We start from the raw sequence: 25,197 nt of genomic DNA, 5'->3' as shown, positions 1-25,197 counted from the left end.
CCAATGCGCAAAACCATTCTATTTTGCTTTATAGCGATATTATTTGTGTTTACATCGTGCAAAACAACGATCAGGCCCGAGGCGGTTGTTGGTAAATGGAAGTATATCAAAGTAGGTAATCCGTATTCACGTAACCCCGATGATACGGTTTCATCGCGCGAACTTGCTGAAAAGGCTCCATATATCACTTTATCACCCAACGGAGAGCTGACCATTGTATCCGAAGGCAAAGTGTTATCGCACGGCAAGTACCAGCTTGTGGGGAGCAATATTGAGGTTGCCGAACAGTTACCCGATGGCAAGACACGGAATTTTCCGTTTTACATCAGCAAGCTAACGGATACCGAGATCATCTTTGAAACCAAAGAAGATGACGCAGTAAGGGTAACAGCAAGGCGGGCAAAATGACAAAGCCGACCGGCTTTGTCTTAAAACTGTGAGACTGTTTTAACATTTCAAAAAAGTACCTTTATACATACCGTGATGGTATTAAAAAATGTTCTTTGAAATGTGATTTATTTCAACTTTTTAGCATAATGTTCCCTTACATGCTGATTGATAAATGTGGTTAAACCTTCTCCAGAAAGGGCTAAAACCTTCATTTGCTCAATATGAGCCTTACCGGTGCTTTGGTAGTTATATAAATAAGTGCTCCCGTCCTGAAACTGAATGGTGATAAAATCATCACCCAACTGGTAAGCGGTTACACCCGAATTTTCGGCGGTGTTTTTATACGGTTGCATTAATTATTGTACACAAAGAGTTTGCCAGATGGTTATCATCACCATAAAATCTTTTGTTGTGATGTCGATCTGCCGGCCCGTTCCGAATTTAATTTTGCCGCGGGTGTGTATTTTGCTGCTAAAATCCTAATTTTGGCCGCTTGTATCAATACAGGATAGATAAGGATTAACAGATGAAAGTTTTAAAGTTCGGCGGCACTTCTGTAGGTAGTCCCGAAAGGATGAAAAAATTGCTGGATATCATCGATCCGTCTCAAAGACAGATTGTGGTGTTATCTGCAGTTTCGGGTACAACCAATAGCCTTGTTGAAATAGGCCAGGCTTACCTTAAAGGCGATAAGAGCAATGCTGCTCAATTGATCTTGGCTTTGAAGGCTAAGTATGAGGTATTTATTAAAGATCTGTTCATCAAAAACGAATACCTGGTTTTAGGTAAAGAGGTGATCGACTATCATTTCGACTTGCTTACGGCTTTAGCTAATGACCTGTTTACCGGTATTGAAGATAAAATTGTTTTGGCCCAGGGCGAACTATTATCTACAACTTTATACCACGTTTACTTACAGGAACTGGGTGTTAAATCGGTTTTACTGCCTGCGCTCGATTTTATGAAGATCGACGAAGACGGCGAGCCCGAAATTGATTTTATCACAGCACATATTAACCCGCATCTGCAAAAGCATGGCGATAACAAGCTTTTTATAACACAAGGCTACATTTGCCGTAATGCATTTGGCGAGGTGGATAACCTGCGCCGTGGCGGCAGCGATTATACCGCATCGCTTATCGGTGCTGCTATCCGCGCCGAAGAGGTGCAGATCTGGACGGATATTGACGGTATGCATAATAACGATCCGCGCATTGTTCAGGGTACTAAACCGATCAAGCAGTTATCATTTGATGAGGCAGCCGAACTGGCCTATTTTGGCGCCAAGATATTGCACCCGCAAAGTGTTTTCCCGGCGCAAAAATATAAGATCCCGGTAAGGTTATTAAATACCATGGAGCCCACTGCTGCCGGAACGCTGATCAGCAGCAACAGCGACAGGAGCGGGATCAGATCTATTGCGGCTAAAGACGGCATTACAGCCATTAACATCCACTCGAGCCGTATGTTGCTGGCACATGGCTTTTTGCGCCAGGTGTTCGAAGTATTTGAGCGCTACAAAACAGCTATCGATATGATCACCACCTCAGAGGTTGCCGTATCTTTAACCATCGACGATACCACCCATCTTGACGAGATCAGGGAAGAACTAAACACGTTTGGTACCGTGGAGGTTGATGTGAATCAAACCATCATCTGCGTGGTTGGCGACTTCAGGGCCGAAATGCATGGCTATGCAGCCAAGGTTTTGGAAGCAATTAAACACATCCCGGTACGGATGATATCATACGGCGGCAGCAGCTATAACATATCCATACTGGTTAAAACAGGCGATAAAGTTGAAGTTTTACGCAGCTTACATAGCCGGTTGTTTTAGAACCAAGAACCAACAATCAAGAAAAATTAAATCCGAAATCGAACATCCGATATCCGAAATTAAAATAAAATGTTCTCACAAACCACCATATCCCGTTTTCAGCAATTAGAAACACCGTTTTACTATTACGATCTTAACCTGCTAAAACAAACTTTACAGGCGTGTACATCGGCTGCGGCCCCGTATAACTTCCATGTACATTATGCCATGAAGGCCAACTTTAACCCCAGGGTTATCGATATGATCCAGTCGTTTGGTATTGGTGCCGATTGTGTGAGCGGGGGCGAGGTAAAGGCGGCTATTGAACATGGCTTTAGTAAAGATAAGGTAGTATTTGCCGGTGTAGGTAAATCGGATAAGGAAATAAACGAGGCGCTTGACCGCGACATTTTTTGCTTTAATGTCGAATCGGTGCAAGAGCTGCAGATCATTAACGATCTGGCGAAAGCCAAAAACAAAACCGCCAGTGTGGCTATCCGTATTAACCCTAATGTTGATGCGCATACCCACCATTTTATTACTACTGGGCTGGAGGAAAACAAGTTTGGTGTAAACACCTGGGAACTGCCTGCTGTTGCTGAGGCATTAGCTAAATGTCCTAACCTGCAATTCATCGGGATCCATTTCCATATCGGTTCGCAAATTACCGACCTCACCGTTTATAAAAACCTGTGCGTGCGTGTAAACGAGTTGCAACAATGGTTTGAAGATCATCACCTGCCGGTTAAAGTTTTAAACTTAGGCGGTGGTTTGGGGGTTGACTATCAAAATCCGGATGAAAAACCCATCTGCGATTTTGAAAGCTATTTTAAAGTATTTAACGATTTTTTAAATGTAAAACCCGGCCAGGAAGTTCACTTTGAGCTGGGCCGCGCGCTGGTTGCACAGTCGGCAGCGCTGATAAGCCGCGTGCTGTATGTAAAAAACGGTATTAAAAAGAACTTTTTGATACTAGATGCCGGCATGACAGAACTGATCCGCCCGATGCTGTACCAGGCTTATCATCAGATAGAGAATTTGAATCACAACAACCCACAACCCGCAATCGGCAACTCACAACTCCATTACGACGTAGTAGGCCCTATCTGCGAAAGCACTGATTGTTTCCGTAAAGATGTAGAACTGGCTGAATCGTTCCGTGGCGACCTGATCGCGATACGTACCGCAGGCGCTTATGGCGAGGTTATGGTTTCGGGCTATAACCTGCGGGATAGGGTAGGCAGCGTTTATTCGGAATAATTAAAATTGGTAGGCAGCCTTAATTTGAATTCCGTTACCGCCTTCCAGCACAATTAAATACCGGTGGATCTTCAAAAAGTAACTTATACTTGATGTATAGGAGCTGGGGTAAACATGATAATCATAATAATCATTGCTGCTTGATGTTGGCCCGCCAAAGTTCTTCCCGATAAATACGCGGAAGCCGAATTGGTTTGAGTAGTTTTTTGCACCATGCCATATCACTTCGGTTGTAAGTCCGCCTGTAAACAATGCCGAACGATCGTCAATAGTAAATCCGGGTTGATTTTTTACTGATCTTCGATAGGCCAGGTAATCACCAAATTCTTTACTATAGGATAGTTCTATTCCCAATATCCTGATATCTGCCCGGCCCACAGGTGCAAAAAAGTTGGCCGATGCCCGGCCGCCGAAGCCAAAAAACGATTTGTCCGAAAAATAATAGCCATCGGCAGGGCTATAAGTATTATTAGAATACGAGCCGCCAAAACCGTATGCCCCGTAGGCTATATTAATATATTTAAAAGTATGTGCCCCGCTGTAATTTAGTTGACCAATAAAAATGTTGTCGTTCATACTTGCGGAGCCCTCGGCAAAAGTTACACCTCCGGCTATATATTGGGATGTTTTAACTGTGTCTGTAGCCATGGGCCTTGGGAGGTATGAAATATCGTTATGTAATAATGCTGGAAGGTAGATACGCTGGGTGCATCCTGTAAAAGCAAGTAATACGATCACTGTTAAACTGTAAACAGTTCTTTTAGCTGGCATATATAAATTTTGATAAGGTTGCCGCCAAGATAAAGTTTTTGATAGTAAAGCGGAACTTTTTTTTACTGACAAACGTTTAATTAACAGTCAGATACATTTAACTTATTAACAATATGATAACAACTATTGCATATTAAGTTAAAGGCAAGTATTTAAATTTATAGTATGAAAGCATTAAATATTTTTAGCCTCATCCGGACTATTAAAAAAATAGTTTTTTTAAGAAGCATGCGCTCATCGTTCATGCACTAAAATTATTATTTATTCAATTTTCTGTGCTACTTCGAATTAAAATTTACAGTTTAGGCAAAAAATTGGCTTGACCTGGACTATAGATGGACTCTGATATCGAAAAAAACGATTTTAACAAACAACTTTTTGGCAACGATTTTGACTGGGGCGTATCAACCGCAGCACCGCAGGTTGAGGGTAGTTTTGATACCGATGGCCGCGGTCTTTCCGTTTGGGATGTGTTTGCACAAACAAAAGGTAAAACTTTAAATGGCGATCATCCTCAAATAGCCAACGATTTTTATAACCGTTACCGGGAGGACATCCTGCTCATCAAACAACTCAATATTCCTAATTTTCGTTTTTCAATAGCCTGGCCGCGCATTATGCCCGACGGCACCAACGCATCGCTTAATCAGGCTGGCATTGATTTTTATAACCGGGTGATAGATTTTTGCCTGGAATGCGGCGTAGAGCCCTGGGTAACGGTTTATCATTGGGACCTGCCGCATGCGCTCGAATTAAAGGGCGGCTGGACAAACCGTGAAATACTCAACTGGTTTACCGATTATATAACCGTTTGTGCCCAAAGCTTTGGCGACCGCGTTAAGCATTGGATGGTGATGAACGAGCCATCGGTTTTTGTGGGAGCCGGTTACTTTTTAGGTTTGCACGCCCCGGGCCGTACAGGCGTTAAAAACTTCCTTCCTGCGGTACATCATGCTGTTTTATGTATGGCAACGGGGGGCAGGATACTGCGAAAATTATGTCCGGATGCAGAAATAGGCACTACCTTTTCCTGCTCATACATCGAGCCTTATTCAACAAAACCAAGAGATATTGCCGCAGCCAGGCGTGTTGACGCTATTTTAAACCGTTTGTTTTTTGAAGCCACCGCCGGTTTGGGTTACCCGGATGAAGTTAAGATATTCAGGGAGATCAAAAAATATATGCTGCCCGGCGATGAAGAACTGATGACCTTTGATTTTGATTTCATCGGCCTGCAAAACTACACCCGCGAAATAGTCAAAGCATCATTTTTTGTGCCCTACGTTGGTGCCCGGCTGATTAAACCCGAAAAGCGAAATGTGCCCATTACCGCCATGAAATGGGAAGTTTACCCGCAAGCCATTTACCACATCATTAAGCAGTTTGATAACTATCCACAGGTAAAAAAGATCATCATTACCGAAAACGGCGCAGCTTTTCCGGATACCATTATCGGTGGAGTGGTTGACGATCCGTTAAGATTGCAATACTTAAAAGATCATATAGCCCAGGTTTTAAGAGCCAAAAACGAAGGCTGTAAAGTAGGCGGGTATTTTATTTGGACCCTCACCGATAACTTTGAATGGGCCGAGGGCTATCATCCACGCTTTGGCATCATCCACGTTGATTTTGAAACACAGCAGCGTACCATCAAATCATCGGGCAAATGGTACGGTGAGTTTTTAAAATAATTACCAGGCGCTTGCTTTGTTGATAATTCCAATCGCGTTATCATCCAGTTTTAAAGTTGTCGCTTTGATCAGATCCTGTAACTGCTCAATGCTTGTTGCGCTGGCAATGGGTGCTGTAATACTTGGGCGGGCCATTTGCCAGGCAAGCGCTACCTGTGCCGGGTTGGCATTGTACTGAGCGGCAACTTCATCAAGCCCTTTTAATATTTTAAAGCCGCGCTCATTAAAGTATTTTTTGTTGCTTTGCCGGCGTGTTTTTGCCAGGTCTTCCTCCGTACGGTACTTGCCGGTTAAAAAACCGCTGGCCAGTGCGTAAAAATTAATTACCCCTAATCCATTATCAACGCAAACACCCTCGAGTTCTTTTTCATAAGCTTCACGGTCGTACAGGTTATATAAAGGCTGTAAAGTTTGATAAGCAGGTAAATGATGTTCCTTACTAACGTTCAAAGCTTCCTGCAAGCGCTGTGCATTATAATTAGATGCACCGATAGCACGAACTTTGCCTTGTTTGATCAGGTCGCCAAAAGTGGATAATGTTTCCTCAAAAGATGTTTGCTGGTCATCATCATGTGATTGATACAGATCGATATAGTCAGTTTGCAATCGCTTAAGCGAATCTTCCACAGCCTTGGTAATGTAAGCTTTGGATAGCCCTTTTTTACCGTTACCCATATCCTTACCAACTTTAGTGGCTATGATCACGCTATCGCGTTTGCCGCTTTTTTTAAGCCAGTTGCCAATAATGGTTTCCGATTGGCCGCCTTCGCCGCCATGTGCCCAGGTTGAGTAAACATCGGCGGTATCGATAAAATTAATACCCGCGCCGGTTAAGGCATCTAATAATTGATGCGATTGTGCCTCATCTATCGTCCAGCCAAAAACATTACCGCCAAAACATAGCTTACTAACCATGATACCGGTATCACCCAAATTCCGTTTTTCCATTATTTACCTTTTGTTGCAGCCGAAGATACTTTAGCTTTTTTACTTGCCGAAGCAGCCACTGTAGTTTTTTTGTCAGTATCTGGCTTGGCCTTCGTTTTTTTAACTGGCGGGGCAGCAATTGCTTTCTTTTTTACGGTTGCAGAAGCTGTAGCTGATTTTTTAACAGCTGTCGCTTTTTCGGATGTTACAGGTGTGGGTTTCTTTGTAACCGTTTTTGCCTGAGTGGGCCTAACAGCTTTTGGTTGCGCGGCAACCTTTTCTATCAGTTCATCCACCCATCCCGAAAAGTAGGGCTCACTGCCCGCCAACCGGATCCATTTTCCGTCTTCGTTTTTTGTAACGGTTAAATGCAAGGCACCATCTATCGATATAAACTGATAGGCTTCTTTGCTTAATTGGGTAACAACTCCGGCTATATTACCATCGCTGCCTGTTAAAGTAGTTTCAAACGCTTCCATAATTTGTATATATGGTTGTAATAACACAGATTACCGCCCGGTGTTTTTAAATCATCAGCTATTGATGATTGCTCATCGTGGAAAGCGCGCGAAAAAGATATCTTTGATACATCAATAATGAAGCTTTGAATCCTGAAATACTAAAAAAATTAATGACAACCCGTATGCCTTACGGTAAGTATAAAGGCACTTTAATATGCGATATGCCAGCATATTACCTGGAATGGTATTCCATGCAGGGTTTCCCGAAAGGAGAGATGGGGATGCTGTTGAGCACCATGTTCGAGATCAAGACCAATGGCCTGGATTATTTGCTTGCCCCGCTAAGAAAGAGTCGTTAATGTGAATTTGAAATGATAAAGTATTTGTAAGGTACAGCAACCGTGTTGCGACTAATTGCGTAAATTCAATAATAAAATCAAAATCATGAAAAGAATAAGTTTGTTGTTTTTAAGTATCATATGGCTGGCCGTTGGTTGCGCAAATGCACTTCCCGAAGATCATTCTTTTGCTAAACTGCCCACACCGGGCCCTGGCGAAAAGGTGGCTACCTTTGCTGGCGGTTGTTTTTGGGCGATGACAGAAGCAATGTCCGAACTAAAAGGCGTTAACAAAGTAATAGCCGGTTATGCTGGTGGTACTACCGCGCGTCCAACTTACGAACAGGTTTGCGAAAAGAACACCGGCCATGCCGAATCGGTACAGATCTATTACAACCCGGCCGTAATAAGCTATGCACAATTGGTAGAGGCCTTTTTATACGCCCACAACCCAACCGAACTAAACTACCAGGGCCCTGACGAAGGCGAGGATTATCGCTCAGCCATATTTTACCGCACGCCCGAAGAGAAAGCAATTGTAGATGCAGAGATCAAAAAGGTTAACGCCACGCACCACTACGATAAACCTATAGTAACCGAGGTTACACCGTATAAGGTATTATACCCTGCCGAGGTTTACCACCAGGGCTATTACCGTTTGCACCCCGAAAGCGGTTATATCCAATCGGTATCGGTACCTAAAGTAATGAAGATGCGTAAAGCCGTACCGCAGTTATTAAAGCCGGAGTTTGCTAAGTAAAGTATTGTGAATTCTTTTCACACGTCATTGCGAGGTACGAAGCAATCTCTATGCTATACAGGTCCGAATGTGTTCATCGAATGTCCTGAATAGAGATTGCTTCACTATCGTTCGCAATGACGCTTTAAATCATACCCTTACAAATAATTAACCGCCTGCGGCCCCTGGTTAAACAGCAGGTCCACAATGCTCAGATTATTTAAAAAACCATGCTTTTCTTCAAATAGCTGGAAATATGGCTTTTGCTGGGGCTGTTCTTTTTTAGGGTCGAGCGTTAGGCGTAAGTCTACTTTTTCAGGATAATTTTCCTCGTACTCTTCAGTAAACTTTATCTCTGCTTTAAGCTTTAATAGTTTCAATATCACCGTAAGCTGCTGCAGATTATAGTCAAATAAGTTATCGTAGCGCGTTTGGTAAAAGGGGGCAAAGCTATCCTCATAAAATTCAAAATAGGCTGAGCGTCGATAGCAATTTTGCAGGCTCATCCAGTGTAAGCGCTGCCAGTTAAAATCGTAGCTTATTTTAACATCTTTAACCTTAGTATGCACTTTGGCGCCTTTTACAACAGGCACAGTAAGCGCCAAAACACCATCGGGCGAGTAGATATGCGCGCGGTTGCGGTACGTTTGTTTGATGAAATGTTCTTCTTTTTCAATCAGTATATCGCTTTTACTTTTGTTTAATTGTGCAAACCAGGCTACCGGTGGCAGGTAAAACATTGGTAAAATAGCTTCTTTATCGTACATATATATTTTTTATGTTTGCAGGCCGAATTTGCAAAACTAATGATTAAAAAAGGGCTTTCGTATATAGTTATATTCTTTTTATACCTGCTATCGCTGCTGCCCTTTTGGTTATTGTTTCTACTTGCCGATGTGCTTTTCTTCTTTCTATATCGCGTTATAGGTTACCGTCGCGCTGTTGTGCAGGGCAATATGCGTAATTCCTTCCCCGAAAAAACGAACGCGGAGATCAAAACACTCGAGAAAAAATACTATAAGTACCTGGCCGATCTGATTGTAGAGACCATCAAACTGATCACTATTTCTGAAAAAGAGATTTTGCGGCGTATCCACCTCACTAATCCTGAATTGATCGAAAACTACTATAAGCAGGGTACAAGCCTGATCGCAGCTGTTGGGCATTATTGTAACTGGGAAATGTGCGTACTGCGTTTTAGCCTGATACCCCAGTATAAAAAAATAATGGTGTATAAATCACTGTCCAATAAACAATCGGATAGCTATTACCTAAAGGTACGGGGCCGTTTTGGCGTATTACTGGTAACCATGAAATCGACCTTACGCAAACTAACCGAACTACGCAAAGAATTAACGTTTACAGTTTTAGCTGCCGATCAAACGCCGGTACAGCACGAGGCGCAATATCATACCAGGTTTTTAAATCAGGATACTTACTTTTTTCAGGGTACCGAGAAAATGGCCGTGATGTTTAACAGCACAATTGTATTCGGACAAATAAAATATTTGAAACGTGGCTATTATGAATATACCTTTGTACCCATGGTTGAAAAACCAAAAGAAACCAAACCTAACGAAATAACGGAAATGTACGTTAAACACCTCGAAGATATGATCAAAAATGAACCGCAGTACTGGCTTTGGTCGCACCGCAGGTGGAAATTTAAACCGGAGGCTGCAGCTCAATGAGTTTAAGTTTACCCAAGGTTGCCATAGTTATATTAAACTGGAACGGCAAAAATTATCTTCGCGATTTTTTACCATCCGTACTGGCAACAACCTATCCAAATTTCACTGTCGTTGTTGGCGATAACGGCTCGTCTGATGGCTCTGTTCAGTTTTTAAAAGAAAACTTCCCATCGGTTACTATATTACAAAACGATCAAAACTATGGCTTTACAGGCGGTTATAACCGTATACTAAGCAGGGTAGAGGCCGACTATTATATTTTACTCAATTCGGATATCGAGGTTGTGCCCGGTTGGATTGAGCCGGTGATCAGTTTAATGGAAAGTGATGAGCTGATAGCTGCCGCCGCCCCCAAGATCAAAGATTTTAAACAAAAAACACACTTTGAACACGCAGGCGCTGCCGGCGGCTTTATTGATAAATTTGGTTACCCGTTTTGCGAAGGGCGCATTTTTTACGAAATAGAAGAAGACCGCGGCCAATACCAGCGCTCTAAAGAGATCTTCTGGGCATCGGGTGCGGCCTTGTTTATCAAGAAAAAGCATTGGGATGATGTTGGTGGCTTTGATGAGCGCTTTTTTGCCCACATGGAAGAAATTGACCTTTGCTGGCGGTTAAAGAACATCGGCCTCAAGGTAATGTACTGTGCCGAATCGGAAGTATTTCATGTTGGCGGCGGTACGCTTAATACCGAAAATCCTTTTAAAACCTACCTTAACTTTCGCAATAACCTGGTATTGTTGAAAAAGAACCTGCCTTTTATGCGGGCCCTGATCATCATCCCGATAAGGATGACCTTAGATTTTATAGCCATATTCCGGTTTATTGGCGAAGGTAAACGCAGGGATGCCTGGGCTGTAAGTAAGGCACACCAAAACTTTATCCGTAACCTGTTCAGTAAAAATATTACAACTGTGCGGTCGCGCTACCGCAAGTATAATTTAACAGGCTTGTACAAAAAAAGCATCGTTATGTGCTTTTTTGTAAAGAAGAAGAAATTTTTTACTGATCTTTTGCCGGAGGATTTTTTGTAGCCTGCTGTAATTTACTGATGTCTTCGGGTGTACTGCCTTCGGGGAAATAAACCTGGATATCGCGTTTAGGGTGCGGTATTTCAATACCTTCTTTGGTAAATTCGGTATATATTTCACTCATTACACTACTCTTTAATCCTGCCCAGTTGCTGATATCATCTGCCCAAAATTGTACCTTAAAATCTACTGCGCTGTCGCTAAAATTATGCAGCAACACCGATGGCGCCGGAGATTTCATGATATCTTCGCGGCCATTTACTATCCGTTTCAGCAAGGCATCAACTTTGGCAATATCGGTGCCGTAAGCTACGCCTACAACCAGTTCAACCTGGCGATTGTTATCGGTCAGCGTCCAGTTAACTACGTGTTGTGATATCAGGTCGCCGTTAGGCACAATTAATTCAGAACCATCACCGCAGGCTATTTTACTGGCACGTATCCCTATTTCTTTGATGGTGCCCGCCTTGCCGCTAACTTCAATAATATCACCCACCTGAACAGGTTTTTCAAAGGCCAGTATAACACCCGATACCAGGTTATTTACAATGTTTTGCAAACCAAAACCAATACCAACGCCCAATGCGCCTATAATAATGGTTACCCTATCCATGGGTATACCGGCCGCGGTTATGGCCACAAAAAAACCAATAACAAATATGGTTAACCTGATGAGCAGTATGGATGAGCGGGTTTTTTTAGCCTTGGGCGTAAGTTTGGTTTGCTGTTGACTGGCAAAATCGTAAAAATAGCTGATCACACGGGCTATTAAACCCGATATCCAGATCACGATAATAAAGGTCAATATGCTGCCGAAAGTAAATGCTGTACTGCTAAACTGGTGCTTGTTGCTTAAAAAATCGCCGGCATGGTCGTAAATATAATCATCAATATTGAGGTTTTGTGTCAGTGCCACCAGCCACATCACTGCGGTTACTTTAACCAAAACATCTTTAAATTTCTTTTGTACCAGCTTAAAATCAAGGTACGATGTCAGGCTTTGGCCATTGTCGGCTTTATTGGCCTCCAATTGTAAAAATAAGCTCTCCATGAGCATCTGTACCAAAATATACATACCCATCCCCAGGCAGAGATTAAATACAGCTGTCGTGCTGATTATTTTAGCCAGGCTAAAGCGGCCGGCAATGTTCAGTAATATGCAAATCGCATTTAATGCAATAAAGATCTTTAATATCACCTCCAGGTGGGGCGGGTATTCGTTTTTCGAGGCTGCATGATCAGTTAAAAGTTTTACCTTTTTAATTAGCTGATAAGCGGCATAGATACTGATACCCGAGAGTAATAGCAGCAACCACCTGTCAAAATAAGGTATCAGGATGAGTAGGTCGCTTAAGCTGAAAAGTAGAGTTACCGGTAGTAATATTACCCAGAATCTGAACAAAGGCTTAGGCCAGTTATCCCTGATGAGAAAGCCTAACGCCAGTAACATCAGTAATAAGGTAGTTTGCGCAAATACCTGTGGCGGATGATCGTAAAAATAAGTGCCTATAACAGCCGTTATGGTAATTGCCGATGCGATGGGATGTTTAACAATATAATGTGTTTGATCAAAAAGTGCCTGGTAGTTTTTATTAACACGCACTGTTTTGCGCCTGCTGCTGATGATCCACATTAAAAACGCGATCAGCAAAATTATTGAGCCTAAATGCCCATAATAATTATTCTTACTGGTTAAAAAGTAGCGGTATAAACGGAAATTAAGGTTGTACGAACGGGAAATTGCCGTATCAAGCTTATCCATCTTGTGCATATCCCACAAAAAACCATACTCATTTGTGGTCGCTTTAATGGTAAACAGGTGTATCTTGGCATCTATCCGGTCATCCAGGTCGATCAGTAAAATAGAAAGCGTAGAAACGCCATTCTCTAAAAAACCTATTTTAATGATCGACTTTTTGCTACAACTGTCAACCCGGGCCCACTTTTTTTCCAGCTCATGTACCTGCACATAATATTTGGCCTGTAAAGTGCTGTCGGTGGGTGCGGTACGGAGGGCAGTGTCGGCCTTAAACGTTGCCAGGTCACTGCGCATTTTTTCCAGCTCGTCATTATATGTGCTCAGTTGAGTTTCCCATACCGTCATCTGTTCGGTGATATGGTCTATCATATCACGTATGGTAAACAAATAACCTAGTGTAGTGGAGTTATCGATGGTGTTCTTCATCAAAGCCATCCGTCTTTCTAATTGCGGCAGGCGCTGACTGATCTCTAAAGTATCAAAACCTTTAGACAGATCGGAGCTGATCTCGTTGTATTGCGTGGTGTAATCTTCTATCTTACCTAACAAATTGTTGATAGAGCCGTCGGTATGTTTAAATGAGCGCACCATCGAATCGCGCTGCAATACTTTTTGCCTTAGCGAATCGCGTAATGAGTGTTTGGTGTGCTTCTTTTTAGTTGTGGTTGTTTGCGCATTGATATCATTTATCGTTCCAAATGATAATAATAAAATGATGCTTAATGATATCAGTTTAAATAAATTGCGCATATAGGTATCTATCCTTTTACTAAATTTTCTACACCCAACCGGTACGAATCAAGGCCGAAGCCTGCTATAACACCTTTACAATTGCTTGCCAGCATGGATGAGTGCCTGAATTCTTCGCGTTTGTAAACGTTTGAAATATGCACCTCGATAACCGGTGTGTTGATAGCAGCAATTGCATCGGCAATAGCGATAGAGGTATGAGTGTAAGCCCCGGCATTCATAATAATGCCGTTATAACTAAACCCAACTTCGTGCAGTTTGTTTATTAATTCGCCCTCAACATTACTTTGGTAGTAACTGATCTCGATTTCGGGGTATTGCTTGCGCAGATCGATTAAATAATCATCAAAACTGGCGCTGCCATAAATAGATTTTTCGCGCACGCCAAGTAAGTTTAAATTAGGCCCGTTGATAATTTGTATCTTCATCAGCTCAAACATAGCTATAAAACATCAAAACTAAAACATAAATAGTGGACTGGCAGACAGCAAAAAAGGGTTTTCGTTCGTATCTCAAGTTGGAAAGATCGCTCTCGCCAAATTCCATCGGTGCATATCTGAGCGATTTAGATAAACTGATATATTTTGCTGAAAATAAGGATGTTAAACTTAGTCCATTAAATATCAAACACCAGGATCTGAGCAATTTTGTAACCAGTGTGGTTGCAGATCTGGGAATGATACCCGCATCGCAGGCACGGATCATATCGGGTATCAAAGCCTTTTACCGATACCTGCTCTTAGATAACCAGATAACCAACGATCCATCCGAACTGATAGAAGGGCCCAAGCTGACCCGCAAGCTGCCCGATACGCTAAGTTTAGCCGATATTGATAACCTGATAGCCGCCGTTGATGTTTCTACACCCGAAGGTATGCGTAATAAAACCATGATCGAGGTTTTGTACAGCTGCGGTTTGCGGGTATCAGAGCTGGTTACACTGCGTATATCCAACCTGTACCTCGAAATTAACTTTATCAAAATAGTTGGTAAAGGCAATAAAGAGCGGTTGGTACCGATAGGCACGGAAGCAATAAAATATCTTAAAATATGGCTCAACGAACTCAGGCCGCATATCCCCATACAAAGCGGGGAAGAAGATATGGTATTTTTAAACCGCAGAGGTAAGCGCCTTTCGCGGGTGTATGTGTTTATGATGGTCAAAGAACTGGCCGAAAAGATCGGTTTAAAGAAGAGCATTAGCCCGCATACGTTCCGTCATTCGTTCGCTACGCACCTGATAGAAGGTGGTGCGGATTTACGTGCCGTGCAGGAAATGCTGGGCCATGAAAGTATTACAACTACCGAGATCTATACCCACCTCGATAGGGAGTATCTCAAAAGTGTAATTATTAGCCATCATCCGAGGAGTGCAGGGAGAAAAGCTAAAGATACCCGATGAGTAATATTGACCGGCTACTTAATAACTCAATAACCAGTAACTTAGTAACTAAATAACCGCTTTAATCATCCTATCCTTACCTCTCATATCCTGCCTTAACTCAATGTTTTTAAATGATTTATATTTTAATAAATCAACCGTTTGTTTACCTAAATTTTCATTGATCTCAAAGAAAAGCAAGCCTCCTGGTTTTAAGTGCATCAGTGCAAAATCAGCTATGGCATTATAAAATACCAGGGCATCATTATCCGGTACAAATAATGCCGTGTGCGGTTCATAATCCAAAACATTGCTGTGCATTTCGCCTTTTTCGCGTTCGGTAACGTAGGGAGGGTTGCTTACTATGATTGAGATTTGCGGTGTTAGATTTGAGATTTGAGAAACATTCAAAATATCAGCATTGATAAAATCTACGTCTACATTATTTAATTTAGCGTTTTGCTTAGCTGTGCTTAAAGCTTCCGCGGATATATCTAAACCGCTCACCTGTGCATTGGGCAGGTTTTTCTTTAATGAGATAGGGATACATCCGCTACCGGTGCCAATATCCAGAATCCGAAAATCATCTTGATTCCTGATTCTTAATTCTTGACTCTCTTCTAAAATCCATTCTACCAACTCTTCAGTCTCCGGTCGTGGTATCAGTACCGATGGGTTTACATTAAAAGGTAATCCGTAAAATTCGGTATGGCCCAAAACATACTGTACGGGTATGCCGGTTTGTAATGCGGCAGTAATTTCAGTTAGTTTTTGCCATTGCTCATCAGTAAGTGTTTGATCTGTAAATGCCCGCAACTGCGCTTTTGATAAATTGCTTATGTCGCTTAATACCAAATACTTAATTGATGTTAATTCATCTTCAGCATAAATTTTTTTCAGGCTATCATTTAAAATTAACAAGGCATCGGCAATGGTTTTCATACTGCAAAGAAACATAAAAGCATACCTTTGCAAAAATGGCAGATCACAATAAATACATGCACCGCGCTTTGGAGTTAGCCAAACTCGGGATTGGTTTTGTTAGTCCGAACCCGATGGTAGGCGCTGTGATCGTTTGCGATGACCGGATTATAGGTGAAGGATATCATCAGCAATATGGGCAGGCCCATGCCGAAGTAAATGCGGTTAATAATGTTTTAGATAGTTTTTCCGATGCTGCCGGATTGCTTAAACGATCAACCATCTACGTTACGTTAGAACCCTGCGCGCATTATGGCAAAACACCCCCTTGTGCCGATCTGATCATTAAACATCAAATATCAAAGGTGGTAGTAGGCAGTCGTGACCCATTTGACCAGGTTAATGGCAAAGGTATTGAAAAGCTCCGGGAAACAGGTATCGATGTGACCGTAGGTGTATTGGAGGCCGAATGCATTGAATTAAACAAACGCTTTTTTACGCGTGTACAAAAACAAAGGCCCTATATCATTTTAAAATGGGCACAAACAAGTGATGGATTTTTCGCACCGGAGGATAGCAGCCAGTTTTGGATAACCGGTGAAGCATCGCGTAAGCTGGTGCATCAATGGCGCGGTGAGGAAGATGCTATGCTGGTTGGTAAAAATACTGCTCTGATCGATAACCCGCGGCTTAACGTTCGTTATGGATATGGTAAATCTCCTAAAAGGGTGGTAATAGATCGTAACCTTGAACTTCCGGCAGAGCTTAACCTGTTTGACCAGTCGGTTGATACCTTTGTCTTCAATGCCGTTAAAACCGATGTTGATGGTAAGATCAAATACATCGCGCTTGAAGATTTTAACAATTTTGTACCCCAGTATGTTTTATTTCAGCTTTACCTGCAGGATGTACAATCGGTAATTATCGAGGGCGGCGCCCAAACATTAAAGGCATTTATTGAAGCCGGGTTATGGGATGAAGCTCGTGTGTTTACCGGCAAAGCAACCTTAAAAAATGGTATCAAAGCGCCTGTAATTGCCGGAGATATCATCAGCGCAGATGTGATAGGTAAGGATGAACTGCGAATAATAAAACCTTATGCTGTTTGACGATACCTACCTTACCATTACCGAACCCTGCGAAGGGGGATTTAAAGACAAAGGCAGTAAGTTTATCGCGTTTGCGTATCCCATTAAGTCGGAAACAGAAGTTAAAACGATTATAGCCAGGTTAAAAGCCGAACATCCCAAAGCTAATCATCATTGTTTTGCGTTGCGCTTAACGCCCGATCGTTCGGTGTTTAGGGTAAATGATGATGGCGAACCATCGGGTACGGCAGGCCGTCCCATTTTAAATACATTGTTGTCTAAAAATCTAACCAATATTCTGGTGGTGGTTGTGCGTTATTTTGGCGGAACGCTGTTAGGTGTGCCCGGATTGATCAATGCCTACCGCTCCGCTGCCGAAGATGTCATAAAATCATCAAATATTATCCAAAAAACTGTAAATGATGTTTATGGCATTTATTTTGATTATTCACAAATGAACGATGTGATGCGTATTGTCAAAAACGAAAACCTGGCAATCACCCATCAGCAATTTGATACCGTTTGTGAAATTAAAATAGAAGTAAGAAAAAGTCAGGTTGAAAAAACTGTAGCTCTTCTAAATAGCGTTCAGGGTATCAAAGTTTCGTGGTTGCACACCGTTTAGTGCAACGTTCAGTACAGTTTAAAACAGAGATAACATATACTACCTAAACTTAAAAATCATTAACATGAGCACGCTTCCGCTTGGCATTTACCTGGAAAAGGAAAAAAAGTTCGAATTTGATTTTGTTACTCATTTGCTAAAGATCAGTTTTTTTAAAGAATCAAAACTGGCCAATACTATTGTTTCGCCTTTCAGGATGATCAAAAACGACGACAAAATGTTTTTGCTGATCCATGATTACGACCGCACCGGCGAACGCAAGATAATGATCGAATCTATTGATCAGGATGAATTGGTTATTTGCCACGACAACACGTCGTATAAGCTGCAAAAGATCAGGACAAACTAAATGTTTATTTATTAGTTGATTAGAGAATTAAGGGCGATTATTCGCCCTTTTTTGTTGGCCTTTGGGGCATTATTCGTAATTTAGTCGGGTATGCAATCCTTCGAGATCAATAAGGCCGATCTGCTGCGTATAACCACAGCACTGCAGGGCGATGATTTAGAGCTTAAAGAAGCCCTGGAGGATTACCACGCGTCCGAAATTGCCATTATTTTCGAAAAGCTCACCAAGGAAGAGCGCGAACGCATTATCAATGTTTTGTCGGTAGAAACAGCCTCGGAGGTAATTGCCGAGATGGACGAAGAGCATCACCCCGAGGATATCCTGTTTAATCTGGATCCCGAAAAGCGTTCTGAAATTATCGAGGAACTGGACTATGATGACGCTACCGACTTAATATCGCAGTTGGAAGAGCATGAGCAGCACGAAATATTAAAAGATGTTGACCATGAAGATGCCACCGAAATACGCTCTCTTTTAAGTTACCCCGAAGATAGTGCCGGTGGTTTGATGAACACGGATGTGATCTGTGTAAACATCAATCTCAATAAAAAAGATGCCCTGGAAGAGATCATCCATCAATCGGAAGAGATGGAGGAGTTTTACACCATTTATGTAGTTGATGACCAGGAGATACTGAAAGGCATTGTTTCGCTCAAATCCATTATCAAGGCCCGACCCGAGATCAAGATAGCTGATATTTTAAATACCGATTACGTATACGTTAAGGCCGATCTTGACCAGGAAGACGTAGCCAAGCTGATATCGCAATATAACCTGGCCAGTATACCCGTTGTAGACGATGATATGCGTTTGCTGGGCCGTATTACGGTTGATGATATCATCGACGTAATGGAAGAAGAAAACACCGAGGACATTTTAAAGATCTCCGGTGTATCCCAGGATGAGGAACTGAGCGGTAACTGGCAGGACGCTGTAAAAAGCCGTTTACCATGGTTAGTAATAAACTTAGGTACTGGTTTTTTAGCAGCAGGCGTTGTAAGGCAGTTCCCCGATGTGCAGATTAAAATAACGGCCATTGTAGCTTACATGACGATTATCAGCGGTATGGGTGGTAATGCGGCCACACAGGCCCTTGCAGTAACTGTCAGGCGTATTTCGTTGAGTGATCTTACCGATCAGCAGGCCTATAGAGCCGTTTTAAAAGAAGTTTCGGTAGGTTTGATTAACGGCGCCGTTAATGGCCTTATTGTAGGTTTATTTGCTCTTTTTTATGATGGCAGCCCAATGCTCGGACTCGTATTGTTTACAGCAATGACCGGCAATTTAATTGTGGCAGGCTTAACAGGCGCTTCAATTCCTTTAATATTAAAAAGGGTAGGGATCGATCCTGCAGTCGCATCGTCTATCATTATTACCACGTTTACTGATTGTGCCGGATTTTTTCTGTCGTTATGGTTGGCAACAAAGATTTTATTATAAAATTGTTAAGTTTGGGGCGCTAAAGATACATGTATGACTGAAGTTAGACACAACTGGACGAAAGAAGAAATTGCAGATATATATTACTCACCGCTGCTCGACCTGATCTACCAGGCGGCAACTATACACCGCGAAAACAAAGATTATTCTGAAGTGCAGATCAGTTCGCTGATCTCGATCAAAACCGGTGGGTGCCCTGAGGATTGCGCGTATTGCCCCCAGGCGGCACGTTACAATACCGGTGTTGATGTACACGCCATGATGCCTAAGGACGAAGTACTTGCGGCTGCCCAAAAGGCAAAAAATGGCGGCGCATCGCGTTTGTGTATGGGCGCTGCATGGCGCGAGGTACGCGATAACCGCGATTTTGATAAAGTGATTGATATGGTAAAGGCAGTTAACGAGCTGGATATGGAGGTTTGCTGTACCCTGGGTATGCTTACCGAAAGCCAGGCGCAGCGTTTAGCCGATGCCGGTTTATATGCTTACAACCATAACCTGGATACATCAGAGGATGATTATAAACGTATCATCACCACCCGCACTTATGACGACCGTTTAAAAACACTGGAAAACGTGCGTAAGGCACATATTTCGGTTTGCAGCGGTGGTATCATCGGCCTGGGCGAAACGAACGAAGATCGTATTTCGATGCTGCATACTTTAGCTAACCTGCCACAACACCCCGAATCGGTGCCGATCAATGCTTTGGTTCCGGTTAAGGGTACGCCACTGGCCGATCAGCCACGTGTTTCCGTTTGGGATATGGTGAGAATGATAGCAACCACTAAGATCATTATGCCTAAATCGGTTGTGCGTTTATCTGCCGGCCGTACCGAAATGACCACCGTTGAACAAGCATTTTGCTTTATGGCCGGCGCCAACTCCATATTTGCAGGCGAAAAACTATTAACCACACCAAATCCAAGCTTTAGCGATGATATGGCTATGCTGGAGTTATTGGGGCTAAAACCCCGCGAAGCCTTTAAAAACGGCAGGCCTGCTAAAAAGGTTACCGAAGAAGCGAACGCTTAACTATCTTATCAGCGTGAGCGCAATTAAATTCAGCGAAAGTATAGAAATTGATTGCGCTCCTGCTTTTGCCTTTAACTACACCCAGGATTATTCCAAACGCCTTACCTGGGATACATTCTTAAAACAAGCCGACCTGATTGATGGCGCTTTAGCTGCCGGCAAAGGTGTTAAAGCATTTTGTGTAGCAAAAAACGGATTGGGCATGGTTACCGAATATGTAACTTTTACGCCGCCCAAAGTAACGGCCATCAAAATGACGGAAGGGCCATATCTCTTCAAATCATTCGCCGGTTCGTGGACATTCAAAGAAATCACACCAGTGCAAACCGAGGTTATGTTTGTTTATTCGTTTACGCTTCGTTTTCCGTTTAATTTAGTTGGATTTTTTGTTAAGCTTAATTTACAAGCTAACGTCAGGCAGCGGCTCCGCGATCTGAAAAGCAATATCGAAGCACAACATTAAACATTCGCGCCCAACAACCACCGCCAGGCCCAACGGGTAAGTACGTTAAAGCCTTTCCATTCATCAACAAACTTGATGATGTCTTTCAAGCAGGTTTCAGCGAATTTTGTTTTATAGTGTTTTGAGACTTGCTTGTAGACATTGCCAGAGTTTTCGATACCTATCCGCTCAAATATCTCTTTCTTCACATACATGGTGCGTACAAAATAAATATTAAACAGGATCACATAGCTGTATAGCGTACGTTTAATGTATCCCGCTTTCGCGGAATAATCACTCAACAGACTTTTTGTGAAAAGGATGTGTCGTCCTTCCTCAATACTATGCAGGTCAAACATCTTACGCAATACCGGGTACACATTAGGCGCTTTGCGGGCATAATCGCCATAAATATCAGTTACCAGCTCAACCGAGATGCTTCCCATAAATAAATAATCGGCGGGCAGGTATTTGTTACTAAATAATCCGAAAAAACGATGTGCACGCGACTGGGATATAGGTTGGCCTCCCAACTGCATAATGGCTCGCGCAAACATTTCCTGGTGTCTGAATTCCTCTATTAGCTCACGTAACAAAAAACGATGTTCAACATTGTCAGCAGGTAGTGTGAGCAAGTGTCGGGTCATGAACAGGCAAAACAAGCTTTCGCCCCAGGCATATGACGCAACCACTTGAACCAACTCATGCCGGCCAAGTTCAAGCTTTTGTGTCGGAGACAGCGTATCATAAACCGCTAATCCATGTAACGAAGTAAGCATTTCGGGCAAAAAGATGTCATCGGCCGTTGGCTGCTCATGCCACGGAATATACGTTTCAGGCATTAAAGGATGTTCCGTACTAATCCTGATTAGCCGTTCAATTTCTTTTATATCCATAACCCGTTAAATATAATAATAGATACGGGGAATTGTTTCAAAAGGTTGTAATCAATATTTTACAACTTGTTTTATTATAATTTAGCAGCTTTGGTTGATCAATACTTAAAACATGCTATCCGCATACCTGAATAGATTTTTCCTTGTCATCATACTTTTAATGCCCTTTAGTGCAAAAACCAGCGGTATTAATTATAATGTACGCGATTATGGCGCTAAAGGCGACGGTAAAACAATTGATTCGGAAGCGATCAACAAAACGATTGAAGCGGCCTCAAACGCGGGCGGCGGTACAGTTTATTTTCCGGCGGGTACTTACCTGAGTTATTCTATCCATTTAAAAAGTCACATTGCCCTGTATCTTGACCAGGGTTGTACCATTTTAGCTGCCGATTACATTCCCACCAATAAAGAGAATTACGACGCTGCCGAACCGAATAGCTCGACACTTTATCAAGATTTTGGTCACAGTCACTGGCATAACAGTTTGATATGGGGCGAAAACCTCGAAGATATCTCTATAACGGGCCCGGGCACTTTATATGGTAAGGGTTTAACACGCAACACGCCACGTTCGGTAGGCATGGGTAATAAAACTATTGGTTTAAGGCTTTGTCGCAATGTGATATTGAAAGATTTCACTATAACCTACGGCGGTCATTTTGGGATACTGGCTACCGGAGTTGATAACCTCACCATCGACAACCTGAAAATGGATACCAACCGCGATGGTATGGATATCGACTGCTGCCATAATGTACATATCTCCAACTGCAGCGTTAATTCGCCGTGGGATGATGGTATTTGTCTGAAAACATCGTATGCGTTGGGCTATTTACGGTCAACAGAGAACGTAACCATTACCAATTGCCAGGTGAGCGGGTTTGACCGGGGCACATTTATTAACGGTACCTATATGCGCGATGAGTATAAAAAAGTACCCGACCGTGAAGGGCCTACAGGCCGGATTAAATTAGGTACGGAATCAAACGCGGGTTTTAAAAATATCGTGATATCTAATTGCGTGTTTAATTTTTGCCGTGGCCTGGCACTGGAAACTGTCGACGGCGGCGATATTGAAGATGTAAGCATTTCGAACATCACTATGCGTGATATAGTTAACTCGCCCATATTTTTACGGTTAGGAGCAAGGCTGCGTGCTCCGGAGGGTACAAAGGCAGGCAGCCTGCACCGGGTACTCATCAGTAATATGATGGTTTATAATGCCGATTCGCATTTTGCATCGATCATAGCCGGTTTACCGGAACATCCCGTTGAAGATGTAAAGTTGAGCAACATTCGCATTTACTATCGCCAGATCGACTCGGCCGAATCAAAGATACAGAAACTCGTTCCGGAATATGAAAAGGATTACCCGGAGCCTGAGCGGTTTAAAGTTTTGCCAGCTTATGGTTTTTTTATCCGGCACGCTAAAAATATCCAATTAAACAATGTAGAGGTTAGCTTTTTAGGTAAAGAAACCCGCCCGCCGTTTATTTTAGAAGATATTGATGGGTTGAGCCTCAGTAATGTGAAAGCTGCCAAACCATCAAATGTTCCAGTTTTACAAGTAAAAGATGTATCCGGATTAAGTATTCAACCCGTTAACAGCATCTTAAAAAAAGATATTCAAAAATATTGAGTTATTCACTGGCTCAATACTTTTACTTCGGTACGCCTGTTTAACTGGTGCTCGGCTTCGGTGCATTGCACACCGTTTGAGCATTGATTAACCAAACGCGTTTCGCCATAACCTTTGGCTATCATGCGGCTTTTATCAATACCCTTACTTACCAGGTAAGCTACCGCCGATGCTGCCCGGCGTTGCGAAAGAGCTATATTGTATTCATCCGAAGCCCGGGAATCGGTATGCGATGACAGTTCTATCTTCATGGTAGGATGCTCTTTTAAAATTACCACCAGTTTATCTAATTCTACCGCGGCATCCGGGCGTATGTTGCTCTTATCCAGATCGTAATAAATATTACTTAAAACAAATGTGCTGCCGGTTTCATATTGTTTAGGGGGGGCAACGGGTCCGGCAATTTCGGGTTCGGGCTTTTTCTTTGCCGGTTTTGGTTTCGGTGCTTTAAAGCTGAAACTGTAGATATCATCGTTACCCTCGCCATTTTCCCGGTCGGATGAAAAATAACCTGTCAATCCATCCTTCGAGATATACCAAAAATCGTCGCTGGTACTGTTTATAGAATAAGGCAAATGCTCCGGCTTGCTCCAACTGGTTTTACTACCCTGCGCCGAAAACAGATCATAACCACCCATGCCCGGTAAGCCTTTCGAGGAGTAGTACAACACATCATCGCCGTTAAGGGTAGGGAAGGCCTCTTCTTCTTTGGTGTTGATCTGTTTACCGCAGTTAACCGGTTTGCCCCAACTGCCATCGCCCTGCTTTTCACAATACCAAATATCGGTTTTACCATTGCCCCCCTCCATGTCCGACGTAAAGTAGATCAATCTTCCATTACGGGATAACGCGGCGTGGCCAACACTGTATTGGTTAATGTTATTGTAAGCAAAGTTTTTAAAATTCCCCCATTCGCCATTCTTTTTGGTAGCTATAATGAGCTGTAGCCTGCGGGTATATAGCTTTTGCTTATTGGGCGTTAACTTTTCGGTTGTAATTTCCTTTTTCAACACAACTGTGGTGATAGTAATGTAAGCGGTATCCTGGGTTACATTAAGTGCTATCGGCCCAACATGGTAATCGCCGGTAAGCAGTTTATTATCTTTAAAGTTGATGGGAAGTTCGATGAGCTTGGTGCCTTCCGCTTCAAACAGCTTAAAATAACCATTTCCCGTCCAGGGATAAATGTATTTTTCTTTTTTGCTCAAAGTGGTTTTCCTATCGGATGTGAAAACAAAGGCATTCGCACCGTAATAGGTTAGGCCCCATTCGGAATACGAACTGTTTAAACTTTGCTCGTTCTTTACAACCAGATCTGATGGCTGGCTGATCCATAATGCTGCCGAATCACAGGTAGCTAATTTAAAAGTAAGGTCTGCTGTATTACCGGTAGCCGAATAGTACTTTTTATAGAGATTTTTAGCCGCTTCAAAGTTTTTGTTTCGCAGCAGCACTTCCGCATAGTAGTAACTGTCAATTGCCGGCGCTTTTTCATCCTCAACCACATCGGCATACCGCTTTTCGGCCTCATCATATTGATTCATTTCACGATAGCAGGTTGCAATATGCTCGATCAACGTCAGATCATATTTCTTTTTAGAAGCTTCGATTTCGAGATATAGATTCAGGCTCTTCGCGTATTCATAACGCTCAAAAAGCTTGTCGGCCTGCTGTCTTTTAGTTAACTGTTCCTGGGCAAAAAGGCCGGAGACAAATAACAGGGTAGTGATGAGTGTGGTTATCTTTTTCATGCG

Annotated in this window: 26 protein-coding genes; 16 read left to right on the top strand and 10 right to left on the bottom strand. The window is 42.6% G+C overall.

Going from position 1 to position 25,197, the window contains the following annotated elements; genetic code table 11:
• Positions 1 to 3 precede the first annotated feature (3 nt).
• The gene (locus ACFGVR_RS19465) at positions 4 to 408 is read left to right on the top strand and encodes a hypothetical protein (protein WP_448699137.1); all 405 of its coding nucleotides are present in this window, start codon (positions 4 to 6) and stop codon (positions 406 to 408) included.
• A gap of 107 nt (positions 409 to 515) precedes the next feature.
• On the opposite strand, the gene ACFGVR_RS19460 is transcribed toward ACFGVR_RS19465, so the two are convergent.
• Entirely contained in the window at positions 516 to 743 is a 228-nt protein-coding gene (locus ACFGVR_RS19460; protein ID WP_448699136.1) for a hypothetical protein, read from the bottom strand.
• Between the two features lie 173 nt (positions 744 to 916).
• Between ACFGVR_RS19460 and ACFGVR_RS19455 the strand changes: the two genes are divergently transcribed.
• Both ACFGVR_RS19455 and lysA read left to right on the top strand, forming a co-directional pair.
• Positions 917 to 2,227: an aspartate kinase gene (locus tag ACFGVR_RS19455; protein ID WP_448699134.1), complete on the top strand. Its 1,311-nt coding sequence runs from the start codon at positions 917 to 919 to the stop codon at positions 2,225 to 2,227.
• A gap of 69 nt (positions 2,228 to 2,296) precedes the next feature.
• Complete coding sequence (gene lysA, locus ACFGVR_RS19450) at positions 2,297 to 3,466, top strand: diaminopimelate decarboxylase (RefSeq protein ID WP_448699133.1); 1,170 nt, start codon at positions 2,297 to 2,299, stop codon at positions 3,464 to 3,466.
• Here the strand turns inward: lysA and ACFGVR_RS19445 are convergent, their stop codons facing one another.
• Entirely contained in the window at positions 3,467 to 4,237 is a 771-nt protein-coding gene (locus ACFGVR_RS19445; protein WP_448699132.1) for a hypothetical protein, read from the bottom strand. It abuts the gene before it with no gap.
• Between the two features lie 335 nt (positions 4,238 to 4,572).
• Between ACFGVR_RS19445 and ACFGVR_RS19440 the strand changes: the two genes are divergently transcribed.
• On the top strand, positions 4,573 to 5,928 hold the full coding sequence (locus tag ACFGVR_RS19440; RefSeq protein WP_448699130.1) for a GH1 family beta-glucosidase: 1,356 nt from the start codon (positions 4,573 to 4,575) through the stop codon (positions 5,926 to 5,928).
• On the opposite strand, the gene ACFGVR_RS19435 is transcribed toward ACFGVR_RS19440, so the two are convergent.
• Both ACFGVR_RS19435 and ACFGVR_RS19430 read right to left on the bottom strand, forming a co-directional pair.
• A complete protein-coding gene (locus ACFGVR_RS19435; protein WP_448699129.1) occupies positions 5,929 to 6,876 on the bottom strand; it encodes an aldo/keto reductase in 948 nt (315 codons plus the stop codon).
• The gene (locus ACFGVR_RS19430; RefSeq protein ID WP_448699127.1) at positions 6,876 to 7,334 is read right to left on the bottom strand and encodes a hypothetical protein; all 459 of its coding nucleotides are present in this window, start codon (positions 7,332 to 7,334) and stop codon (positions 6,876 to 6,878) included. The genes ACFGVR_RS19435 and ACFGVR_RS19430 overlap by 1 nt, the downstream gene beginning before the upstream one ends.
• 125 nt (positions 7,335 to 7,459) lie before the next feature.
• Between ACFGVR_RS19430 and ACFGVR_RS19425 the strand changes: the two genes are divergently transcribed.
• Together ACFGVR_RS19425 and msrA are read left to right on the top strand one after the other, a co-directional pair.
• The gene (locus ACFGVR_RS19425) at positions 7,460 to 7,675 is read left to right on the top strand and encodes a DUF3820 family protein (protein WP_448699125.1); all 216 of its coding nucleotides are present in this window, start codon (positions 7,460 to 7,462) and stop codon (positions 7,673 to 7,675) included.
• 85 nt (positions 7,676 to 7,760) lie between these two features.
• Positions 7,761 to 8,414 carry a peptide-methionine (S)-S-oxide reductase MsrA gene (gene msrA, locus ACFGVR_RS19420; RefSeq protein ID WP_448699123.1) on the top strand — a complete coding sequence of 218 codons (654 nt, stop codon included), beginning with the start codon at positions 7,761 to 7,763 and terminating at the stop codon, positions 8,412 to 8,414.
• A gap of 137 nt (positions 8,415 to 8,551) precedes the next feature.
• On the opposite strand, the gene ACFGVR_RS19415 is transcribed toward msrA, so the two are convergent.
• Complete coding sequence (locus tag ACFGVR_RS19415; RefSeq protein WP_448699121.1) at positions 8,552 to 9,160, bottom strand: WbqC family protein; 609 nt, start codon at positions 9,158 to 9,160, stop codon at positions 8,552 to 8,554.
• A gap of 39 nt (positions 9,161 to 9,199) precedes the next feature.
• On the opposite strand from ACFGVR_RS19415, the gene ACFGVR_RS19410 reads away from it, so the two are divergent.
• Both ACFGVR_RS19410 and ACFGVR_RS19405 read left to right on the top strand, forming a co-directional pair.
• A complete protein-coding gene (locus ACFGVR_RS19410; protein WP_448699119.1) occupies positions 9,200 to 10,084 on the top strand; it encodes a lysophospholipid acyltransferase family protein in 885 nt (294 codons plus the stop codon).
• Positions 10,081 to 11,118: a glycosyltransferase family 2 protein gene (locus ACFGVR_RS19405; RefSeq protein ID WP_448699117.1), complete on the top strand. Its 1,038-nt coding sequence runs from the start codon at positions 10,081 to 10,083 to the stop codon at positions 11,116 to 11,118. Before ACFGVR_RS19410 ends, ACFGVR_RS19405 begins: the two co-directional genes overlap by 4 nt.
• Here ACFGVR_RS19405 and ACFGVR_RS19400 read toward each other — a convergent pair.
• Together ACFGVR_RS19400 and aroQ are read right to left on the bottom strand one after the other, a co-directional pair.
• Positions 11,087 to 13,624 carry a mechanosensitive ion channel family protein gene (locus ACFGVR_RS19400; RefSeq protein ID WP_448699115.1) on the bottom strand — a complete coding sequence of 846 codons (2,538 nt, stop codon included), beginning with the start codon at positions 13,622 to 13,624 and terminating at the stop codon, positions 11,087 to 11,089. The genes ACFGVR_RS19405 and ACFGVR_RS19400 overlap by 32 nt on opposite strands.
• A gap of 8 nt (positions 13,625 to 13,632) precedes the next feature.
• Positions 13,633 to 14,052, bottom strand: coding sequence for a type II 3-dehydroquinate dehydratase (aroQ, locus tag ACFGVR_RS19395; RefSeq protein ID WP_448699114.1), 420 nt, complete (start codon positions 14,050 to 14,052; stop codon positions 13,633 to 13,635).
• A 44-nt stretch (positions 14,053 to 14,096) separates the two neighbouring features.
• Here aroQ and xerD point away from each other — a divergent pair, with 44 nt between their 5' ends.
• Positions 14,097 to 15,026 carry a site-specific tyrosine recombinase XerD gene (xerD, locus tag ACFGVR_RS19390; RefSeq protein ID WP_448699112.1) on the top strand — a complete coding sequence of 310 codons (930 nt, stop codon included), beginning with the start codon at positions 14,097 to 14,099 and terminating at the stop codon, positions 15,024 to 15,026.
• 48 nt (positions 15,027 to 15,074) lie between these two features.
• Here xerD and prmC read toward each other — a convergent pair whose 3' ends face one another.
• A complete protein-coding gene (gene prmC, locus ACFGVR_RS19385) occupies positions 15,075 to 15,947 on the bottom strand; it encodes a peptide chain release factor N(5)-glutamine methyltransferase (RefSeq protein WP_448699110.1) in 873 nt (290 codons plus the stop codon).
• Positions 15,948 to 15,982: 35 nt separating this feature from the next.
• On the opposite strand from prmC, the gene ribD reads away from it, so the two are divergent.
• The 6 genes from ribD to ACFGVR_RS19355 all read left to right on the top strand — a co-directional run bounded on the left by ribD (position 15,983) and on the right by ACFGVR_RS19355 (position 20,926).
• Positions 15,983 to 17,035: a bifunctional diaminohydroxyphosphoribosylaminopyrimidine deaminase/5-amino-6-(5-phosphoribosylamino)uracil reductase RibD gene (gene ribD / locus ACFGVR_RS19380; RefSeq protein ID WP_448699108.1), complete on the top strand. Its 1,053-nt coding sequence runs from the start codon at positions 15,983 to 15,985 to the stop codon at positions 17,033 to 17,035.
• The gene (locus ACFGVR_RS19375; RefSeq protein ID WP_448699106.1) at positions 17,025 to 17,639 is read left to right on the top strand and encodes an IMPACT family protein; all 615 of its coding nucleotides are present in this window, start codon (positions 17,025 to 17,027) and stop codon (positions 17,637 to 17,639) included. Before ribD ends, ACFGVR_RS19375 begins: the two co-directional genes overlap by 11 nt.
• Positions 17,640 to 17,703: 64 nt before the next feature.
• Positions 17,704 to 17,988 (top strand): hypothetical protein, encoded by a 285-nt coding sequence (locus ACFGVR_RS19370; protein ID WP_448699105.1) that lies wholly within the window; start codon positions 17,704 to 17,706, stop codon positions 17,986 to 17,988.
• A gap of 90 nt (positions 17,989 to 18,078) precedes the next feature.
• The gene (gene mgtE, locus ACFGVR_RS19365; RefSeq protein ID WP_448699104.1) at positions 18,079 to 19,428 is read left to right on the top strand and encodes a magnesium transporter; all 1,350 of its coding nucleotides are present in this window, start codon (positions 18,079 to 18,081) and stop codon (positions 19,426 to 19,428) included.
• 33 nt (positions 19,429 to 19,461) lie between these two features.
• Positions 19,462 to 20,463 carry a biotin synthase BioB gene (gene bioB, locus ACFGVR_RS19360; RefSeq protein WP_448699103.1) on the top strand — a complete coding sequence of 334 codons (1,002 nt, stop codon included), beginning with the start codon at positions 19,462 to 19,464 and terminating at the stop codon, positions 20,461 to 20,463.
• Between the two features lie 13 nt (positions 20,464 to 20,476).
• Complete coding sequence (locus ACFGVR_RS19355; protein ID WP_448699101.1) at positions 20,477 to 20,926, top strand: type II toxin-antitoxin system RatA family toxin; 450 nt, start codon at positions 20,477 to 20,479, stop codon at positions 20,924 to 20,926.
• Here ACFGVR_RS19355 and ACFGVR_RS19350 read toward each other — a convergent pair.
• Positions 20,923 to 21,801, bottom strand: coding sequence for a diiron oxygenase (locus ACFGVR_RS19350; protein WP_448699100.1), 879 nt, complete (start codon positions 21,799 to 21,801; stop codon positions 20,923 to 20,925). The genes ACFGVR_RS19355 and ACFGVR_RS19350 overlap by 4 nt on opposite strands.
• A 160-nt stretch (positions 21,802 to 21,961) precedes the next feature.
• On the opposite strand from ACFGVR_RS19350, the gene ACFGVR_RS19345 reads away from it, so the two are divergent.
• Positions 21,962 to 23,443, top strand: coding sequence for a rhamnogalacturonidase (locus ACFGVR_RS19345; protein ID WP_448699099.1), 1,482 nt, complete (start codon positions 21,962 to 21,964; stop codon positions 23,441 to 23,443).
• A 5-nt stretch (positions 23,444 to 23,448) separates the two neighbouring features.
• On the opposite strand, the gene ACFGVR_RS19340 is transcribed toward ACFGVR_RS19345, so the two are convergent.
• The gene (locus tag ACFGVR_RS19340; protein WP_448699098.1) at positions 23,449 to 25,194 is read right to left on the bottom strand and encodes an OmpA family protein; all 1,746 of its coding nucleotides are present in this window, start codon (positions 25,192 to 25,194) and stop codon (positions 23,449 to 23,451) included.
• Between the last annotated feature and the right edge of the window lie 3 nt (positions 25,195 to 25,197).

The organism is Mucilaginibacter aureus, assembly GCF_053514885.1.
This window is presented reverse-complemented; position numbering and strand designations above follow the sequence as displayed.

What these genes read in the sequence shown, in the direction of transcription:
- ACFGVR_RS19410 (WP_448699119.1), top strand. Translation starts at nt 9,200, where the DNA reads ATGATTAAAAAAGGGCTTTCGTATATAGTTATATTCTTTTTATACCTG.
- ACFGVR_RS19375 (WP_448699106.1), top strand. Translation starts at nt 17,025, where the DNA reads ATGCTGTTTGACGATACCTACCTTACCATTACCGAACCCTGCGAAGGG.
- lysA (WP_448699133.1), top strand. Translation starts at nt 2,297, where the DNA reads ATGTTCTCACAAACCACCATATCCCGTTTTCAGCAATTAGAAACACCG.
- msrA (WP_448699123.1), top strand. Translation starts at nt 7,761, where the DNA reads ATGAAAAGAATAAGTTTGTTGTTTTTAAGTATCATATGGCTGGCCGTT.
- ACFGVR_RS19465 (WP_448699137.1), top strand. Translation starts at nt 4, where the DNA reads ATGCGCAAAACCATTCTATTTTGCTTTATAGCGATATTATTTGTGTTT.
- ACFGVR_RS19400 (WP_448699115.1), bottom strand. Translation starts at nt 13,624, where the DNA reads ATGCGCAATTTATTTAAACTGATATCATTAAGCATCATTTTATTATTA.
- ACFGVR_RS19460 (WP_448699136.1), bottom strand. Translation starts at nt 743, where the DNA reads ATGCAACCGTATAAAAACACCGCCGAAAATTCGGGTGTAACCGCTTAC.
- bioB (WP_448699103.1), top strand. Translation starts at nt 19,462, where the DNA reads ATGACTGAAGTTAGACACAACTGGACGAAAGAAGAAATTGCAGATATA.
- ACFGVR_RS19405 (WP_448699117.1), top strand. Translation starts at nt 10,081, where the DNA reads ATGAGTTTAAGTTTACCCAAGGTTGCCATAGTTATATTAAACTGGAAC.
- ACFGVR_RS19440 (WP_448699130.1), top strand. Translation starts at nt 4,573, where the DNA reads ATGGACTCTGATATCGAAAAAAACGATTTTAACAAACAACTTTTTGGC.
- ACFGVR_RS19445 (WP_448699132.1), bottom strand. Translation starts at nt 4,237, where the DNA reads ATGCCAGCTAAAAGAACTGTTTACAGTTTAACAGTGATCGTATTACTT.
- mgtE (WP_448699104.1), top strand. Translation starts at nt 18,079, where the DNA reads ATGCAATCCTTCGAGATCAATAAGGCCGATCTGCTGCGTATAACCACA.
- ACFGVR_RS19435 (WP_448699129.1), bottom strand. Translation starts at nt 6,876, where the DNA reads ATGGAAAAACGGAATTTGGGTGATACCGGTATCATGGTTAGTAAGCTA.
- ACFGVR_RS19455 (WP_448699134.1), top strand. Translation starts at nt 917, where the DNA reads ATGAAAGTTTTAAAGTTCGGCGGCACTTCTGTAGGTAGTCCCGAAAGG.
- ACFGVR_RS19350 (WP_448699100.1), bottom strand. Translation starts at nt 21,801, where the DNA reads ATGGATATAAAAGAAATTGAACGGCTAATCAGGATTAGTACGGAACAT.
- ACFGVR_RS19415 (WP_448699121.1), bottom strand. Translation starts at nt 9,160, where the DNA reads ATGTACGATAAAGAAGCTATTTTACCAATGTTTTACCTGCCACCGGTA.
- ACFGVR_RS19345 (WP_448699099.1), top strand. Translation starts at nt 21,962, where the DNA reads ATGCCCTTTAGTGCAAAAACCAGCGGTATTAATTATAATGTACGCGAT.
- ACFGVR_RS19430 (WP_448699127.1), bottom strand. Translation starts at nt 7,334, where the DNA reads ATGGAAGCGTTTGAAACTACTTTAACAGGCAGCGATGGTAATATAGCC.
- aroQ (WP_448699114.1), bottom strand. Translation starts at nt 14,052, where the DNA reads ATGAAGATACAAATTATCAACGGGCCTAATTTAAACTTACTTGGCGTG.
- ribD (WP_448699108.1), top strand. Translation starts at nt 15,983, where the DNA reads ATGGCAGATCACAATAAATACATGCACCGCGCTTTGGAGTTAGCCAAA.
- ACFGVR_RS19370 (WP_448699105.1), top strand. Translation starts at nt 17,704, where the DNA reads ATGAGCACGCTTCCGCTTGGCATTTACCTGGAAAAGGAAAAAAAGTTC.
- prmC (WP_448699110.1), bottom strand. Translation starts at nt 15,947, where the DNA reads ATGAAAACCATTGCCGATGCCTTGTTAATTTTAAATGATAGCCTGAAA.
- ACFGVR_RS19340 (WP_448699098.1), bottom strand. Translation starts at nt 25,194, where the DNA reads ATGAAAAAGATAACCACACTCATCACTACCCTGTTATTTGTCTCCGGC.